The following is a 15,710-nucleotide window of genomic DNA, read 5'->3' as shown; positions in this document are numbered from 1 at the left end:
ATGGTGATCTATGGCTGACCAGGATGATTTCACATTTGATGAACAGGATAGCGATTCCGAGGAGTGGTATGAAGAGGAAGAGCCGAAGAAAAAAGGCCGGGGCGGTTCCCGCAGTCGTCTGCTGGTTTTGCTGCTTCTGCTGGTCGCTATTGCCGGCGGCGCCTATTATTACCTGATGATGCCTGTCGATGATGGTCCGGCGGCACCATCGAAAGAGGTGGTCAAGCTCAAGAAGAAAGCGGTCTCATTGCCGCCCAAGCCGATCAAGCAGCCGGCTGCGATACCGGTGAAGAAACCGGCCAAAGCTGAATCGGCAGCGGAACCGGCACCGGCGGAGGTCGCTGTCAAGGAGCCGGTCAAATCCGAGAAAAAACCTGTGGCCAAGCCGGTTGAGACGGCCCAGCAGGACGTGCCATCCAAGGATCAGGCCAAAGAAGAACCGGCCAAGGTCCCACCAGCACATGAGAAGGTTTTTCAGAAACCGGATATGCCGAAGCCGAAAGTTGCTTCAGTCGGCGGGGCTTACAGTCTGACGGCCGGAACCTTCCTGCTCGAATCAAGTGTCAGGAGTGTGAGTAAAAAAATCAGGGCCCTCGGCTATGAACCGGAGTTGACACCGGTGAAGCGGAAGGTGAAAATGACCCGTCTCAAGCTTGGAACTTTTACCGAATCGATGGCCGCAAGCAAAATGGCAGAGGTGCGCCGCCACGCTTCGGATGTGTTCAGCATCCGTAAGGGCAATATGGAAACGGTGTATGTCGGGTCGTACCTGGTTCTCGACCAGGCTCGCCGTTTTGCCGATAAGCTCTACCGGAATGGAATTACGGTTACCGAAGAGCCGGTTGAAGTGACGAAAACCCTGCAACGAGTGACATTCGGTTCCTTTGCCAACGCTGATGAGGCGACGGCTGCTGCACGGCAGGTCGCGACCAGGGGCGTTGAAGCACAACTTTACAAGAATCGGTAACTCTTTTTTCTGCAGGATTGATTATGAGCAGTAGTTCTACCACCGTGCGGGTCAAGGTCTCAGCCCAGGCCGCGCGTATTGTTGGCAAGGAAGCTCCCCGCGATATGCAGATGTCGGCAGCAAAGGGAGCTTTGCCGCTTGCTGCTAATGATCTGGTCACCGTGCTGTTCTTTTTTGCCAACGGCAAGGACTCCGAATTGAAGAGCCTCGCCGTTGCAACCCTTAAAGAGCTTCCGGTCTCGGTTCTCGGGCCGGTTGTTTCAAACAGCTCAACCCATCCGCATCTGCTTCATTTTATTACGCGTGAACGTTACAAGAGCAACGATATTCTCGAAGCGCTACTGCAGAATCCGGCAATGGCAAACGAGACGCTTGTGTTCTGTGCGGCGCGCTGTCGCGAGCCGATGTTGTCGATGATCGCGAACAATGCCCGGAGAATCTCTGAAGAACCTAAAATTGTTGATGCGATCCTGAAAAATCCCCACGCTGACAAGGCCCTCAAGTTCCGGTTCGGCTGGGTCGAAGAAGAGGCTCCGGCCCTGATTGACGAGGAGCCGGAGGCGCTTGTCCCAGACGAAACAACTGTGCAAGCCGATAAAGCCGATACCGAAACCCCAGGCGAAATTGAAGAGGTCGAGGAAGAGCGGCTCTCCAAGTATCAACAGGCGCTCGAACTGGGTGTCTCGGAAAAAATAAAGATGGCGCTGACCGGTGACAAGGAATGGCGCACCATTTTTCTGCGGGACCCAAATAAACTGGTTTCGTCGGCAGCACTGAATAACCCGAGAATTACCGATGGTGAAGTTCTGGCCCTGGCGAAGCAGAAAACAACCAGTGATGAATTGATTCGGATTATTTTATTGAATAAGGATTGGCTTAAATCCTACGAAATGAAAAAAGCATTGGCAATGCATCCACGGACTCCTCTGAACAAGGCATTGCGCCTGATGAGCGTTTTCAACGATAAGGATATCAAGGCTATTGCCAAGAGTAAGGACCTGCCTGCCGCTATCGTCAATAATGCCCGGCGCATGGTCATGGTCAAAGAGAAGAAGGGTGGTTAGGCCATGTCGGTAACAGGTCGGGTTGTTGCCGTTTGCGTCAGCATGAGTAAAGGGATGAAAAAGCGGGACGTTGGACAGGCCCGTCTGCTCGAAGATCACGGAATCGAGGGGGATGCTCACGCCGGCCCCGGTGATCGCCAGATTTCGCTGCTGGCCCTTGAAAGCATCGATAAAATGAGGGCGGCCGGTCTTGATGTCGGCCCGGGCGACTTTGCGGAAAACCTCGCTGTCGAGGGGCTCGATCTCTGTTCTCTTCCGGTGGGGACCCATCTGCTGGTCGGATCATCCATCGATCTCGAAATCACCAGGATTGGCAAGGTCTGCCATCAACGTTGTGAAATCTACTTTCAGGCGGGTGACTGTGTGATGCCGCGTGAAGGGATATTCGCCGTTGTCCGGCAGGGTGGTGAGGTTGTAACAGGTGATGTGGTCCGGATTGTGACATGAGTTCCGGCGGAAGGTAGAATGGACGAATGTGTGAAGTATAAGGTCGGAATTTTAACCCTTTCCGACAAGGGCTCGGTTGGCGAACGGATCGATACCAGCAGCCAGGTGATTCGCCAGCTGATTGCCGATGTTGGTGAGGTGGTCGAATATCAGATATTGCCGGATGAGCGCGGTAAAATCAGCGAGGCTCTCCGCCAATGGTCGAAGCAGGGGCTCGACCTGATCCTGACGACTGGCGGCACCGGGTTTGCGCCGCGGGATGTCACGCCAGAGGCGACGCTCGATGTCATCGAAAAAGAGACGCCGGGTATCGCCGAGGCGATGCGGGCAGCGGGGATGGCAAAAACAGTACACGCCATGCTGTCGCGCGGGGTGGCCGGAATTATCGGACAAACGTTGATTGTTAATCTGCCGGGCAGTGAGAAGGCTGCCCGAGAAAATCTTGAAGCGATTCTTCCGGCCTTGCCGCATGCCCTGAAGACCCTGCGTGGGGAGACCGAAGACTGCGGAGGATAGCTCATGGAATGGCTCGATCCGTTCTACACTGATTATAGCGAGTTGGCGATTGCCTTCAAGCTGCTGCTCGCAGCTCTGCTTGGCGGCCTGATCGGTTTTGAACGTGAAGTGCATGGCCGGCCGGCCGGCTTCAGAACCCACCTGCTGGTAACCCTCGGCGCCTGCCTGATGATTATCGTATCGGAAGTCTATTATTTCAAATATGCCAATCTCGCGAGTGATTCCGTTCTCCGTCTTGATCCGGCCCGTATTGCTGCCCAGATCGTATCCGGAATCGGCTTTCTCGGCGCTGGCGCAATCATCAAGGAAGGCCATGCGGTTCGCGGCCTGACCACTGCCGCCTGCCTCTGGGTATCGGCCGGAATTGGCATGGCGGTCGGCGCCGGCTTTTATTTCCCGGCTCTTGTGGTCACCGGTATTGCCCTGTTCAGCTTGTTGCTGCTCAAGCGGGTAGAAAAAAAGATCAGAAAAGAACGCTATCGGTCCTTGCGGGTCCACTGCGCATACGATGAAAAATGCCTGCCGGTTCTTGAACAGTTTCTCGAAGAGCGGAGACTGCGAATTGTTAACTTCGGTTTCGAGAAAGATCGCAAGGAAGGCGAAATCGTCTACAATTTTGTCATTGCCCAGTCCGGTCCTGATGTGCGGAATAAACTGGTCAGGGACTTCATGTCCCTGAAGCAGGTCTACAAGGTACGGTTTTATTAATGTATTTGACTAAATTAATAGCTTGACGTAGATTGACCTGTAAGTTTCCGAATATTTTACTTTTTTCCCTTGGAATTGTGTTCAGGAGGTTCATCCGCAACATACATACCCGCATCATGAATCGTGAGCTTTATGGCTAAACGGAATAATCTTTTATGGCTTTTCGCCGGAGTGTTCTGGACCGTGATCGTTGGCGGATATGCCTGGTATGAAATAGCCAGCAATTACAGCGCGGTTATTGAACATGCCCGGATCGAAGCCCGATCCAGTTATAACAAGGATCTTGTCTATAGACGTTGGGCTGCCGGCCACGGCGGCGTATATGCCCCGGCTACCGAAAAAACCCCGCCAAATCCATTTCTGAAAGACATCCCCGAACGCGATATTGAAACCCCTTCGGGCCGGCTCCTCACCTTGATCAATCCTGCCTATATGACCCGCCAGGTGTATGCTCTTGGTAAAGAGCAATATGGTGTAAGGGGGCATATCACCAGCCTCAATCCGATCGCCCCGTATAACAAGGCCGACCCCTGGGAAACCACGGCGCTCCAGTCTCTGCAAAATGGTAAAAAATCGATTGAAACTGTTGCTTTGCTCGAAGGAGAAAAGCATCTCCGCACGATGTATCCGATGTGGGTTGAGCCCACCTGCCTGAAGTGTCACCGATCCCAGGGGTACGAGGTTGGTGATCTGCGGGGTGGAATTTCGGTTTCCGTGCCGATAGAACCCTACCTGGCAATCCATAATAAAGATGTTGAAAACCAGGTTGTTTATCATTCCGGAGTCTGGGCCCTCGGTCTCTTCGGAATTTTTCTGGCCCGTTTAACGATCAATCGTCAATTCAAACAGACCGAAAGGGCACTGCAACAATAATTATATACAGAATCCGAACTCTCGAGGAAGAAGCTCGGATTCTAGAAGGTCCAGGAACTCGGTCAAATAGGTGGCTGGGAACTTGATCTTAAAAACAATGTCCTCGAGTGGTCCGATGAAAACTGCCGCATTTTTGGCGTCGCGCCAGGAACTGTAGTCGATTATCAAAAGTTTCTCGAGAAAGTCCACCCTGATGACCGGGCGTTAGTTGACCGGGAATGGAAAAAGGCACTTGACGGCGTTCCGTACGATATTGAACATCGGCTGCTCATCGATGACGAAGTGAAATGGGTTCGGGAAAAAGCCGATTTTATCTATGATAATGATGGCAATATTGAAGGCGCTGTCGGCTTGACCCAGGATATAACGCAACGTAAGGAAATTGAAGCTCAGATCATCGCCAGCGAGGAGAAATTCCGTACCCTGTATGATGAGTCTCCCCTGCCTTATCACTCCCTTGATGCTGAAGGCCGTTTCATTGAAGTCAATCCCGCCTGGTTGAAGCTCCTCGGTTACGATGAAGATGAAGTCATCGGTAAAAATTATGGCGATTTTCTCCATCCCGACTGGCAGCCGGTTTTCGCAGAAAAGTTCCCGGTTTTCAAGGAGTCGGGCAGGGTTCATGATGTCCATTTCAAGATCAGGCACAAGGACGGACACTATATTGATATCTCCCTTGGCGGGTGTATAAGCAGTCATCCTGATGGTACGTTCAAGAATACCAACTGTGTCTTTGTCGATATCTCCGATCGTATCCAGGCCGAAGCGGATCGCAAGCAGATGGAAGCACAGACGATCAGGGCATCACAACTGGCAACGCTCGGGGAACTCTCCGCCGGTGTCGCCCATGAAATCAACAATCCGATCAGCGGCGTTATCAACTATGCACAAATGATTCTCAATAAAGCAGATCAGGGAACCCGGGAAGAAGATCTGTCGAATCGGATTATCAATGAAGGGGAAAGGATCGCAAACATCGTCAGCAAGCTGCTTTCCTTCTCCCGAAAGGAAGAGGGTGAGCATCAACCGCATGACATACGGTCAATTATCGATATCCCTCTTTCGCTTTTGAGTAAAAAACTTGAACAGGACGGAATAACAGTCAATGTCTCTATCGCGAACGATGTCCCTGTGCTGCATTGTAATGCCCAGCAGATGGAACAGGTTCTGCTCAATTTGATCAATAACGCCCAATATGCATTGAACAAGAAGTATCCATCTCCTTCGCCGGAGAAAATTATTGAAATCAATGTCGATACATTGATGGAAAAAGGCAAGCCATATATCTCGTTGGCGGTAAAAGATTACGGCGAAGGAATCCCTGCCGATGTTCTGCCAGAAATTTTCGGAGCATTTTACACCACCAAGGAGGCCGGGGTCGGGACCGGACTTGGTTTGAGCATCATCGAAAGCATCGTCAAGATTCATGATGGCCAGATAAAAGTTGAGAGTGAAGAAGGAGAGTATACCAATATCATTATTGCGTTTCCGGTTTACGGTTAGCAGCTTAGCAAAAGAGGCGTCCATTCCAAACCTCCAACTCTGGAGGTTTTTTTATTTCGAATTTGACTTACGTCAATTGTCTTTCCTCCTTTTTCTGGTTAAATCTGGAAAAATCTTCATTCAATATTTTTATCTCTGTATTCATGTTCTTGAATAAATAAGGGGTGGTTTCTACCCGGCACCCTGCCACACGACAACGACCGAGACGGTCATATAGGAAAGAGGAGGCAAATCATGAGGAAGAGGGTATTTGTTTTGTTGGCGCTGGTTATCGGCCTGATTGTTCTGCCGCTGACAGCGTCGGCATCCGATCCGCGGTTTTCCAAGGAGACCCGGGAGTGTATCGAATGTCATACCGATATGCGTGGTCTGGTCAAACAGTGGGAAGACAGTGCGCACTGGAATGCCGGAGTCGGCTGCTATGAGTGCCACAAGGCAAACAAAAAAGACAAGGATGCGATGAAGCATAATGGTTACACGATCGCCATTATCGTATCGCCGAAAGACTGCGCGACCTGCCACCCGCGCGAGTCAGCTGAACAGGAGGCCAGCCACCATGCCAAGGCGGGTGACATCCTCAACACCAAGGACGGAATTCTCGGCCAGACCATCGGTGGTGAGCCGGCCGTTGCGGTCGGTTGCCGTCAATGTCATGGCTCGATCGTCAAGGTCAACGACGATGGAACGCTTGATACCAACACCTGGCCGAATACCGGCATCGGTCGTGTTAATCCGGATGGCTCCAAGGGAACCTGTTCGGCCTGCCATACGCGGCATCGTTTCAGCAAGGAGCAGGCGCGTCAGCCGGAAACCTGCGGCAAGTGTCATATCGGACCCGATCATCCGCAGAAGGAGGTCTACGAAGAGTCGAAACACGGCATTCTTTATCATGCCTTCAAGGATGAACTTAATATGGATCAGCCGAAGTGGATTGCCGGTGTCGATTATTACGATGCTCCGACCTGCGCGACCTGCCATATGAGCGCTACCGAAAACCAGCCGACCACTCATGATGTCGGAACCCGCGTCTCCTGGAACCTGCGGGCCCCGGTCTCGAAGCGGACAGCTGACTGGGAGAAGAAGCTGGCCGACATGCAGGACGTCTGCTCGGCCTGCCATGGTCAGCCTTTCGTTGATGGTTTCTACAAGCAGCTCGACAGCTTTGTCGGTCTCTACAATGACAAGTTCGCTATCCCGGCCAGGGAGATTCGTCAGATCCTGATGGACGAGGGAGTGATCAGCACCGACAATTTCGACGACAAGATCGACTGGATCTATTGGGAACTGTGGCATCACGAAGGTCGACGCGCCCGTCACGGTGCGGCGATGAGTGGACCCGACTACGCCTGGTGGCACGGGATTTATGATGTTGCCAAGCATTTCTATACCGGTCTCTTGCCGGAGGCGAAGAAGGTCTGCAAGGAAGCTGGCAAGCCGGAAGTTTACGACAGGATTATCAAGACCTACATTGAAGGGCGCAAGGAGCATGAGTGGTTTGTTAAAGGGTTTGATCCGAAACGCGTCCAGGAAATGAAGAAGTATTACAAGGATCGGTACCAGCAGGATGTGAAGTAGAAATATACGTCAGCAGGAAAAGGACCGGCCGGGAGTATCCCGGTCGGTCCTGTCTATTGTATTTCAGAAAAAGGGATAATTGCTAACAAGGAAAAGTATCGATTGTAAGGGGCAACTTACCAGTCACACGGATTGTCTGTTGCCGACGATGACGGTTTGAGTTGCTGTTCAGGCGGGGTCGGGAATTGAATATCGTGCGTCTCATCGAAACATCCAGGAGATGTGCCTTTTTTGTCCCGCTGATGTCCACATTTTCTGTGGAAAGAGATGTGGAAAACCTGGACTTTGCCGGATAAACTTCTGCTGATAAGGGGCTCTTTATCATCTTGCCTAAAAAAAAAGCACAACCTGATCACTCATGATTATGGTTCAGGCGATAATGAAAGATGTGTAGATTCTCATGTTTACTTAATCGAAAAAAGGAATAGAGTTGACTCCAGTAACTTCCCTGTGATAGTCAAAAATATATAAAATAAACAAATAGTTAGCATGGATGGTCGGATGTTGACCGTTATTCGTGCTCGCCGACGGAGAAATTCTGATGAGGATAACACCTGCAACCGAACTGACGTCACGGATAAGTAAACTGCAAGAGGAAATGCAGTCAACCGGAGTTGAAGCCATCCTGATTATACAGAATGCTGATCTTTTTTATTTCACCGGATCAATTCAGCAGGGCCTGCTCTATATCCCGGTGGAAAATGAACCGATTTACATGGTTCGTAAAGACCATGGCCGGGCCCGGATGGAGTCTGGGCTGAAGCATGTTGTTCCGTTAAAGAGCCCGAAAGAGATCACCGGTATACTCGCCGACCATAACTATCCGGTGCCGTCCCGCGCCGGTATGGAGTTTGATGTTTTGCCGGTCGCAACCTATAACCGTTTTGCCAGGGTTTTTCCGGGTTGCGAGATGGTCGATGCTTCGCACCTGATCCGTACCGTCAGAGCCGTCAAGTCGGAGTATGAACTTTCAATTCTCAAGGATGCCTCCTTGCTCGTCGGGCGTGCCCACAGACGTGCCCGGGAGGTGATTCGTGAAGGGGTCACCGACTTTGAAGTCGCCGCTGAACTTGAATACGAAATGCGCAAGGCCGGTCACCAGGGGATGATCCGTATGCGCGGATTCAACAGTGAACTGTTTTATGGGCACATTTTCTCAGGGCCGGACAGTGCCGTCCCGACCTACTCGGATACGCCTCTCGGCGGCATGGGCGTCAACCCGTCTTTTCCCCAGGGCGCCAGCTACAAAACAATCAAGGCCAATGAACCGATTGTTATCGATATCGGTGGCGTTTTTGATGGTTATATTGTCGATCAGACCCGAATGTTTTGTGTCGGCGGCCTTTCGGATGAGCTGGTCCGTGCGTTCGAAGATATGAAACAGATCCAGGCTCATGCGATTTCAATTGCGGTGCCGGGTACGACCTGGGGAAAAGTTTATGATTCGTGCTACGAAATGGCGGCGGAACTCGGATATGGAAATCATTTCATGGGAGCCGAAGGCGAGCGGGTTTCATTTATCGGTCATGGCGTAGGCATCGAACTTGATGAATATCCGTTTATTGCACGCGGTTTTGACGATAATGAATTGCTCCGGAATATGGTTTTTGCTTTTGAACCGAAGGTGGTTTATCCTTGCGTCGGTGCCATCGGTATCGAGAACACTTTCTGGGTCGCAGAGGATGGGCTGAAGTATATTACCGCAGCTGATGAAGATCTGGTTGTTGTTTGACGCGACGTCACCTTAAATACACTGTGAGAGAAAGTCCGGTCTGATTGACCGGACTTTTTTTATTATGAGATGTTTTTTAATCAGAATGTAAGAAATATGTAAGAAATGACTGTTATTATGGTCGGCAACTAAAGAGTACAACAGGAGGGGAACATGCTCTTTGCCTATTTATTGGTCGGCATTCTTTTTTTGGCTGCGTTCGTGTTGACTTTTCTGCTGATACGCGAACTTTGAGTCTAGCGAAAATACTATGACAAAAGAAACACCGATCTGCGAATTCATTGATGAATGTACCTTTTACGATCGGTTTGGTGATCGGCAGAGCAACGTCTGGAAGGCGATCATCAACATGTATTGCCGGGGGCATTCACGCCATCTTTGCGAGTTCTATCTAAAAAAGAAAGAGACCGGGGTTTTTTTCGTGCCGAACATCATGCCGAACGGTTCGCCGGTTTCACTTGTTTATCAACATTTACCGTAGTGGGGTGCGTACATAAAAGGGGGGGCGTGGACAGGACCTCTTGTCCACGTTAGAAAGGCCGGGGTTATCCCCGGCCTTTGATTTTCATGTCAGGTTAAAGACAACGAGGGCTATCAGTGGCATCGGGATTTTCCCCTGAATCTCCCAGCCATCATTATTTGATTTGCCGAATGGGATACAGATATTGTTCTTGATCTCCCAACCCTTTTGTTTCGACTGTCCGTAAGGCTTGATGTAGTGCGTCGAGCAATCATACCCGGAAAGAGCAGAGCGACCATGCGGTTTGAGAACTTTGCCGTTCCATTCAAAACCCTTGTTCATTGACTGGCCATGCGGTTTGAGTTGCGAGCCGTTGAACTCCCAGCCGGCAGATGAGGATTTCCCGTAGGGTTTGAGAACCTTGCCATTCCACTCATATCCCCCGTTAAAGAGAGAATGCCCATATCTTTTAATAACTGCGTATGCCATGAAATGTAATTAGTTGAAGTTGGTTTACGTGACATAATAACTTTGATTACTCAATCTTGTAAAGCTTTAGGGCTTGATCAGATGCTCTTTGCCATGTCTGTTTCTAAGCTCAACCAGTTTTGGAGAGAGCCGAACCGGATAGGGAGCCCCCTCAGAGGTCTTTTTGTGTCGGTCTTGCAGTCGATTCAGCTGTGTCGTGCAATGCGCGGCCATCTCTTCCAGTTTGATGGCCGGTACGGTTTGTTGTCCACCCTGCATGACGATTTGACACAGTTTGTTGAATTCGAAATGTGGCGATTGGGTGCCTGAATGAGCTGCTTTTTCAGGGGCCGTCGGTTCCTCTGCACAGGCTGTCAGAATGTCGGTGGCAAAAAGATTATTCTGGTCAGTTGCCCGCCAGATTTCTTTTTTTCCGGGCCATGTGCTTTTGCCGGGGTCGCTGGTCGTTTTGAACCGCGGGTGACCACCGAGTTCAACCAGCTTGTATACTCCACCAAGGGCGCCGCCACCGGGGCCGGCACAAGTCGCCAACCGCGTGCCGACGCCGTAGATATCGATACAGCCTCCGGCCTGGCGGATGCGTTCAATTTCATACTCGTCAAGCTCATTCGAGGCGACGATTTTAACCTCCGGGAAACCGGCTTGATCAAACATCTGCCTGGCCTTACGGCTCAGTTTGGCAATATTTCCGGAATCCAGGCGAACGCCCGCGAGCTCATGACCACGCTCACGTAATTCCGATGCGACGAGCAGGGCATTCGGCAGGCCGCTTTCAAGGGTGTCGTAAGTGTCGACGAGGAGAATGCAGGTGTCGGGGAATGATGCTGCATAAGCCCTGAAGGCACTCAATTCGTCATCAAATGCCATGACCCAGCTGTGGGCATGAGTGCCTCTGACCGGCAGGTTGAAACAGTAACCTGCCTCCAGGTTACTGGTGCTGGTGACTCCACCTATCGCTGCGGCTCGGGCCAGGCTGAGAGCGCCATCCGGTCCCTGGGCACGGCGCAGTCCGAATTCAATAACCTCGGCTGTGCCGGCAGCATGGCAGATGCGGGCCGCCTTGGTCGCAGCGAGGGTCTGGAAGTTGATGATGTTGAGCAACGCGGTTTCGACGAACTGGGTTTCAGCCAGTGTTCCTTCTATTGTGAGTAGTGGCTCATTGGCAAAGACAACAGTCCCTTCGGCCGGAGCGATTACAGTGCCGGTAAATCGGAATTTCGACAGTTCGTTCAGAAAATCAGATTTGAAAAGGCCGAGTTGTTGAAGCCAGAGAAGTTCCTTCGTGCCGAATTGAAGGGTTTTGAGATAATCGAGGGCCGGCTGCAGACCGGCAAAAACGGCATAGTTCCCTTCGAAAGGGTGTCTTCTGAAAAAAAGTTCAAAGGTTGCCGGCTGCTCATACAGGCCATGCTCATAATATCCCGCCAGCATGGTCAGTTGGTAAAGGTCAGTCTGGAGCGCTGAAAGCGTCATTGCACGAGGGCCTTGGCTGAAATCAACTCTGGAGTTGCGCTTCGATCTGCCGAAGTCCATCCAGAGCGCCGTATTCCAGGGAGATGTGTGGTTGTTCAATATGAGATTCGCGGGGATTGATCCGAACAACCGTGGCGTCAAGTCGATCACCGAGTTGCTCACTCATGTGCCGGATGGTCGGAATGGCGGTGCCGGCCCCCATTTCGATAACTACCACTGGTTCGTTGCGGTGTTGTTCAAGAAACATATCGAATCGCATCTCCTGTCCGTGCGTACGGCTCGAGATCCATGAGAAGTCGCCGAACATCAGGATATTGGGCCGGGCTGTTCCGTTGCACTTGGGGCAGACCGGGACATGTTCGGCCCGCATCGTGTCAAAGTTAACCGGAATCTCCTCTTCATTATTCCAGATATCGGTCGAGCAGGGTGCGAGGCACTGCAGATGATGAATGGAACCGTGGACTTCGAGAATCTGATCCTCACGAAAACCTGCTTTCTGGAACTGACCATCAACGTTGGAGGTGACGATGAAACTTTCAAAATCGAAATCTTCGGCCCAGTTCTGAAGCATGTAAAAACCTTCATGCGGAACGGTCTGTCGGTAAAGATTGGTCCGGTGTCCGTAAAATCCCCACCCGAATTCAGGGTCCCGGGAAAAATGTGCCGGATTTGCCGCACCGATAAAATTAATCCCGAGTCGTTCATACATCGGATAGGCATTCCAGAAGCCTTGATCTCCACGAAAGTCTGGCAGGCCCGAATCGACACCCATGCCGGCGCCGGTGGTAATGACCATTGCCCGGGCTTTGCGAATCGCTTCGGCGGCCTTGGCTGCACTGTCGTTCATGAGAAGTTCCTCCGTCAGTGGTATTCAGATTCCGACATTTACCTTTGTAATCGGTAGCGCGTTATCGAGGCCATGCGGTTCTATGCCCACAAGGTAGCCACGTTTGCCACCGTTGATAAAAATCTTTTCGAGATTAAATATCGATTCTTCGGCATAAATCGGCAATTTCTTTCTGGTTCCAAACGGTGACGTGCCACCGACCTGATATCCGCTGTGTTTCTGCGCCGAATCCGGGTCACAGGGGGTGACCTGCTTGCAGCCGATTGCCCGGGCAAGTTGCTTTGTCGAAACCTCACAATCGCCGTGCATTAGAACGATCAGCGGGTGGCGATTTTCATCTTCCATGATCAGGGTTTTTATAACAGCATGCTCGTTGACGCCGAGTTCGCGCGCCGATACAGAAGTCCCTCCCTTTTCTTCGTAGGAATAGAGATGATCGGAATAGGGGATGCCGTGCTGCCTGAGAAACCGGATCGCCGCCGTAACCGGCACCTTGCTTTTTGCCATTAGTTTAAATCCGCTTTAAATAAACCAGCTCCCGATCATAAATGCGAGACTGGCTACGGTGGCCGCAAGCGCTGCCCCGGCCAGAGAATTGAACAGCAATTTCATCTTCTGTCGACCCCGGATACCGAGGGGCAGGAACATCCCGAGTAACGCTCCGCAAATGGCGCCTCCGAGATGAGCCGCGTTATCGGCGCCAACTACGATACCGAAAATAAAAGCAAATACGGCCCAGCGGAACATGAAATTTCTCAGCTCATGCCCGGCCGGACCTATCCGGTGGTAATAGACGACCGCAAAACCGATCAGGCCGAAAAGTGATCCGGAGGCGCCGACAACCGGAACCATCGGATGCCAGAGATAGCCGGCGGCCGTCGCCGTCAGGGCGGCGAGAGTATAGAGAATAAAAAAACGGGCTGGTCCGATTTCACCCTCGATCAAAGGCCCAACCTGGTAAAGAACCATCATGTTGAAGGCAAGATGGATCAAGCCGCCATGGGTATATGCGTAGGTAATGCACCGCCACCATTCATTCTCATAGATAACAAATGGCCAGTACTGGGCACCCGAATGAATCAGTAACCGGGTTGACGGGGAGAGGAGCGATCCGGGGCCATGGCCGGCGGCGAGCGCCTTGACAATCATCAGAACGAAGAGAATCAGATTGATATAGATGAGCCCGCGACTGAGTGACAGCAGGCTGGTATCGGATCCACCGCGCCAAAAAGCTTTCCAATATCTTTCCCAACGCATAATCCGCCACTGCCAGACGGTACCATTCATTCCGAGTCGATCAAAAAAAATCTTCCAGTCCATTCCATTCCCTTTTGAGTTGTTTCATACTATTACAGATTATTTCCGATGCGGCAAGCCGCGATGGTCAATTCTTGTAAAACTCAACCCTCCCTGCAAGCGGTTATTTCGCTTGAATTTGATTTATTCATCGCAATTGTAATGAAATGACTTGGAAGTGGGGATAAAAGGATGCAGCTGTTTTGAAAAGTTGTGCCTGCTTTACAGTTCTGCCAGGGGGAAGAAATCTCAAATTAAGACTCAGTCGGAATCCTGAGCTCAGATTGTGAAGCAGGATTTATCCAGTTGAGAACCGATTACTGTCAACCAGTCACTGCCTTTAAAGAATATCCTTGAGCCAGCCGAAGGCGACGAATGTCCCGATGGCGGAGCCCAGAGATGAAAAGAAGAATACCAGCAGCACCCGGGTTGTTTTGTTGGTCCACCATCCGCGAACCGAAGTCAGATCGTCGCCGACATGTTCAAGGTCGCCGACCGTCGGAGCGGCAATAAACGCCTGGACCAGAGCGGTCACCATGCCGGCGCCAATAGTCGGGTTCAGTGATGTAATCGGGGCCGCAACGAATGCCGTGACAACAGTCAGCGGGTGGCCGAAAGCGAATAGAGTGCCAATTGCCGAGAGGATTCCGTTGGCGAGAATCCAGGCGACTGCCGCTTCAGTGAACCGCTCACGGTCACCGAGAAAAAATCCAACGATGAAGAGGGCGGCAACAATGACCGGAATCAGCCAGGGGATAAATCTGGAGATAAGTGGCTTCTCCGGAATTGTCGAGATTTCGGATATGATCGCGGGGTCCGCCTCGTTTTTGATCTTTCTGATAATGCCCGGCAGGTGCGCGGCTCCGACGACGGCAACAATTCTTTTGCCGGGGGCCTGGCGGATATAATGCGCCATGAAAGTGTCACGTTCATCAACCAGAATGGTTTTGACTGAAGGGAGGAGTTCGCCCATCTCTTCGAGCATGGCCGACAACGTGTCGGTTTCGCGTAGCCGCGCCAGTTCTTCCTCATCGACTTTCTGCGATTCGAACATGCTGGCGAAGAGGACTGCCAGTAGGTTCATCTTTTTCCAGAATCCGGTCTTCCGCCAGGCCCGCAAAAGGGTTGTCCTGATATTGCGATCAACAAGTTCGACATGCGCAGCATTCTCCCTCGCACATTCGACGGCGGCGGCTAACTCGGCTCCCGGTCGGACACCGGTCTGCATTCCCATTCTTTTCTGAAAAGAAGCCAGAGCAAGATTTGCCATCAGGAAGGGTGCTTGTCCCTTGCGGACGACCTGAAAGATATTAAGTGATTCCCAATGGTTCTTGTCCTGCAATGCTTTCAGGCGTTGTTCGTCGAGTTCGACGCAGACAGTGTCCGGGTTTTCGGCAGATATTACATTTTTGACGGTTTCGATAGATTCCCGGGAAACATGCGCGGTTCCGATCAGGATAATTTCCCGATCATCAAGGGTGATTCGATGAAGATCCGAGGGTGTGGCGGTAGTCAATGGTCTGCCTTCCAAAGTCATGCAAATAGTAAGGCGCCGATTGAATCGACGCCTCTAAATCGAGCTCTCCATCCTGCCGTGGGTCCGTGGCCACACGTCGACGGCCAACAAGGTGGGATAGCTTGTAAGCGCTTCAGGCTTCCCACTGCCCGGCGGGCCTGCTCACCACGCCTCTGAAGCTGTCCCGGATAGAAAGTATTCCGCGTGGGCGTTGTTACCTCACGGGCAGGGCAGAGAGCAACTC

General features: G+C 51.6%; 17 protein-coding genes and 1 other RNA gene. 10 read left to right on the top strand and 8 right to left on the bottom strand.

Annotation, left to right across the window (positions count from 1 at the left end):
• The first annotated feature begins 10 nt into the window (after positions 1-10).
• The 6 genes from C0623_00325 to C0623_00300 all read left to right on the top strand — a co-directional run bounded on the left by C0623_00325 (position 11) and on the right by C0623_00300 (position 4,575).
• Positions 11-967 (top strand): hypothetical protein, encoded by a 957-nt coding sequence (locus C0623_00325; GenBank protein ID PLY03831.1) that lies wholly within the window; start codon positions 11-13, stop codon positions 965-967.
• A gap of 23 nt (positions 968-990) precedes the next feature.
• Entirely contained in the window at positions 991-2,031 is a 1,041-nt protein-coding gene (locus tag C0623_00320; GenBank protein PLY03830.1) for a hypothetical protein, read from the top strand.
• Positions 2,032-2,034: 3 nt separating this feature from the next.
• Positions 2,035-2,478 carry an MOSC domain-containing protein gene (locus tag C0623_00315; protein ID PLY03829.1) on the top strand — a complete coding sequence of 148 codons (444 nt, stop codon included), beginning with the start codon at positions 2,035-2,037 and terminating at the stop codon, positions 2,476-2,478.
• Between the two features lie 18 nt (positions 2,479-2,496).
• Positions 2,497-2,994 (top strand): molybdenum cofactor biosynthesis protein, encoded by a 498-nt coding sequence (locus C0623_00310; protein PLY03828.1) that lies wholly within the window; start codon positions 2,497-2,499, stop codon positions 2,992-2,994.
• A 3-nt stretch (positions 2,995-2,997) separates the two neighbouring features.
• The gene (locus C0623_00305) at positions 2,998-3,702 is read left to right on the top strand and encodes a magnesium transporter MgtC (protein ID PLY03827.1); all 705 of its coding nucleotides are present in this window, start codon (positions 2,998-3,000) and stop codon (positions 3,700-3,702) included.
• Between the two features lie 132 nt (positions 3,703-3,834).
• Positions 3,835-4,575, top strand: coding sequence for a hypothetical protein (locus tag C0623_00300; GenBank protein PLY03826.1), 741 nt, complete (start codon positions 3,835-3,837; stop codon positions 4,573-4,575).
• On the opposite strand, the gene C0623_00295 is transcribed toward C0623_00300, so the two are convergent.
• Complete coding sequence (locus C0623_00295) at positions 4,576-4,764, bottom strand: hypothetical protein (GenBank protein ID PLY03825.1); 189 nt, start codon at positions 4,762-4,764, stop codon at positions 4,576-4,578. It abuts the gene before it with no gap.
• A gap of 93 nt (positions 4,765-4,857) precedes the next feature.
• On the opposite strand from C0623_00295, the gene C0623_00290 reads away from it, so the two are divergent.
• The 4 genes from C0623_00290 to C0623_00275 all read left to right on the top strand — a co-directional run bounded on the left by C0623_00290 (position 4,858) and on the right by C0623_00275 (position 9,866).
• Positions 4,858-6,078 carry a hypothetical protein gene (locus tag C0623_00290; GenBank protein PLY03824.1) on the top strand — a complete coding sequence of 407 codons (1,221 nt, stop codon included), beginning with the start codon at positions 4,858-4,860 and terminating at the stop codon, positions 6,076-6,078.
• Positions 6,079-6,312: 234 nt separating this feature from the next.
• Entirely contained in the window at positions 6,313-7,653 is a 1,341-nt protein-coding gene (locus tag C0623_00285; GenBank protein PLY03823.1) for a cytochrome C552, read from the top strand.
• A gap of 541 nt (positions 7,654-8,194) precedes the next feature.
• Positions 8,195-9,385, top strand: coding sequence for an aminopeptidase P family protein (locus tag C0623_00280; GenBank protein PLY03822.1), 1,191 nt, complete (start codon positions 8,195-8,197; stop codon positions 9,383-9,385).
• A gap of 250 nt (positions 9,386-9,635) precedes the next feature.
• Positions 9,636-9,866: a hypothetical protein gene (locus C0623_00275; GenBank protein PLY03821.1), complete on the top strand. Its 231-nt coding sequence runs from the start codon at positions 9,636-9,638 to the stop codon at positions 9,864-9,866.
• 84 nt (positions 9,867-9,950) lie between these two features.
• On the opposite strand, the gene C0623_00270 is transcribed toward C0623_00275, so the two are convergent.
• The 7 genes from C0623_00270 to ssrS all read right to left on the bottom strand — a co-directional run bounded on the left by C0623_00270 (position 9,951) and on the right by ssrS (position 15,706).
• Positions 9,951-10,187: a hypothetical protein gene (locus C0623_00270; protein PLY03820.1), complete on the bottom strand. Its 237-nt coding sequence runs from the start codon at positions 10,185-10,187 to the stop codon at positions 9,951-9,953.
• Between the two features lie 213 nt (positions 10,188-10,400).
• Positions 10,401-11,807 carry a nicotinate phosphoribosyltransferase gene (locus C0623_00265; protein PLY03819.1) on the bottom strand — a complete coding sequence of 469 codons (1,407 nt, stop codon included), beginning with the start codon at positions 11,805-11,807 and terminating at the stop codon, positions 10,401-10,403.
• A 22-nt stretch (positions 11,808-11,829) separates the two neighbouring features.
• Positions 11,830-12,654, bottom strand: a complete 825-nt coding sequence (locus C0623_00260; protein PLY03818.1) for an NAD-dependent deacetylase — start codon at positions 12,652-12,654, stop codon at positions 11,830-11,832.
• 24 nt (positions 12,655-12,678) lie between these two features.
• Positions 12,679-13,161, bottom strand: coding sequence for a Cys-tRNA(Pro) deacylase (locus C0623_00255; GenBank protein ID PLY03817.1), 483 nt, complete (start codon positions 13,159-13,161; stop codon positions 12,679-12,681).
• Positions 13,162-13,176: 15 nt separating this feature from the next.
• Entirely contained in the window at positions 13,177-13,974 is a 798-nt protein-coding gene (locus C0623_00250; GenBank protein PLY03816.1) for a rhomboid family intramembrane serine protease, read from the bottom strand.
• A gap of 316 nt (positions 13,975-14,290) precedes the next feature.
• Complete coding sequence (locus C0623_00245) at positions 14,291-15,487, bottom strand: TraB family protein (protein ID PLY03815.1); 1,197 nt, start codon at positions 15,485-15,487, stop codon at positions 14,291-14,293.
• Positions 15,488-15,527: 40 nt separating this feature from the next.
• Positions 15,528-15,706: non-coding RNA, 6S RNA (gene ssrS, locus C0623_00240), on the bottom strand.
• Between the last annotated feature and the right edge of the window lie 4 nt (positions 15,707-15,710).

Source organism: Desulfuromonas sp. (assembly GCA_002869615.1).
In the GTDB taxonomy this organism is placed as follows: Bacteria; Desulfobacterota; Desulfuromonadia; order Desulfuromonadales; family UBA2294; genus BM707.
The sequence above is the reverse complement of the archived record's forward strand: the minus strand, read 5'-3'. Positions and strand labels throughout refer to the sequence as shown.

Coding starts and splice junctions, on each gene's coding strand:
- C0623_00275 (PLY03821.1), top strand. CDS start 9,636: ATGACAAAAGAAACACCGATCTGCGAATTCATTGATGAATGTACCTTT.
- C0623_00270 (PLY03820.1), bottom strand. CDS start 10,187: ATGAACAAGGGTTTTGAATGGAACGGCAAAGTTCTCAAACCGCATGGT.
- C0623_00325 (PLY03831.1), top strand. CDS start 11: ATGGCTGACCAGGATGATTTCACATTTGATGAACAGGATAGCGATTCC.
- C0623_00305 (PLY03827.1), top strand. CDS start 2,998: ATGGAATGGCTCGATCCGTTCTACACTGATTATAGCGAGTTGGCGATT.
- C0623_00315 (PLY03829.1), top strand. CDS start 2,035: ATGTCGGTAACAGGTCGGGTTGTTGCCGTTTGCGTCAGCATGAGTAAA.
- C0623_00280 (PLY03822.1), top strand. CDS start 8,195: ATGAGGATAACACCTGCAACCGAACTGACGTCACGGATAAGTAAACTG.
- C0623_00320 (PLY03830.1), top strand. CDS start 991: ATGAGCAGTAGTTCTACCACCGTGCGGGTCAAGGTCTCAGCCCAGGCC.
- C0623_00285 (PLY03823.1), top strand. CDS start 6,313: ATGAGGAAGAGGGTATTTGTTTTGTTGGCGCTGGTTATCGGCCTGATT.
- C0623_00300 (PLY03826.1), top strand. CDS start 3,835: ATGGCTAAACGGAATAATCTTTTATGGCTTTTCGCCGGAGTGTTCTGG.
- C0623_00260 (PLY03818.1), bottom strand. CDS start 12,654: ATGAACGACAGTGCAGCCAAGGCCGCCGAAGCGATTCGCAAAGCCCGG.
- C0623_00250 (PLY03816.1), bottom strand. CDS start 13,974: ATGGACTGGAAGATTTTTTTTGATCGACTCGGAATGAATGGTACCGTC.
- C0623_00255 (PLY03817.1), bottom strand. CDS start 13,161: ATGGCAAAAAGCAAGGTGCCGGTTACGGCGGCGATCCGGTTTCTCAGG.
- C0623_00265 (PLY03819.1), bottom strand. CDS start 11,807: ATGACGCTTTCAGCGCTCCAGACTGACCTTTACCAACTGACCATGCTG.
- C0623_00245 (PLY03815.1), bottom strand. CDS start 15,487: ATGACTTTGGAAGGCAGACCATTGACTACCGCCACACCCTCGGATCTT.
- C0623_00310 (PLY03828.1), top strand. CDS start 2,497: ATGGACGAATGTGTGAAGTATAAGGTCGGAATTTTAACCCTTTCCGAC.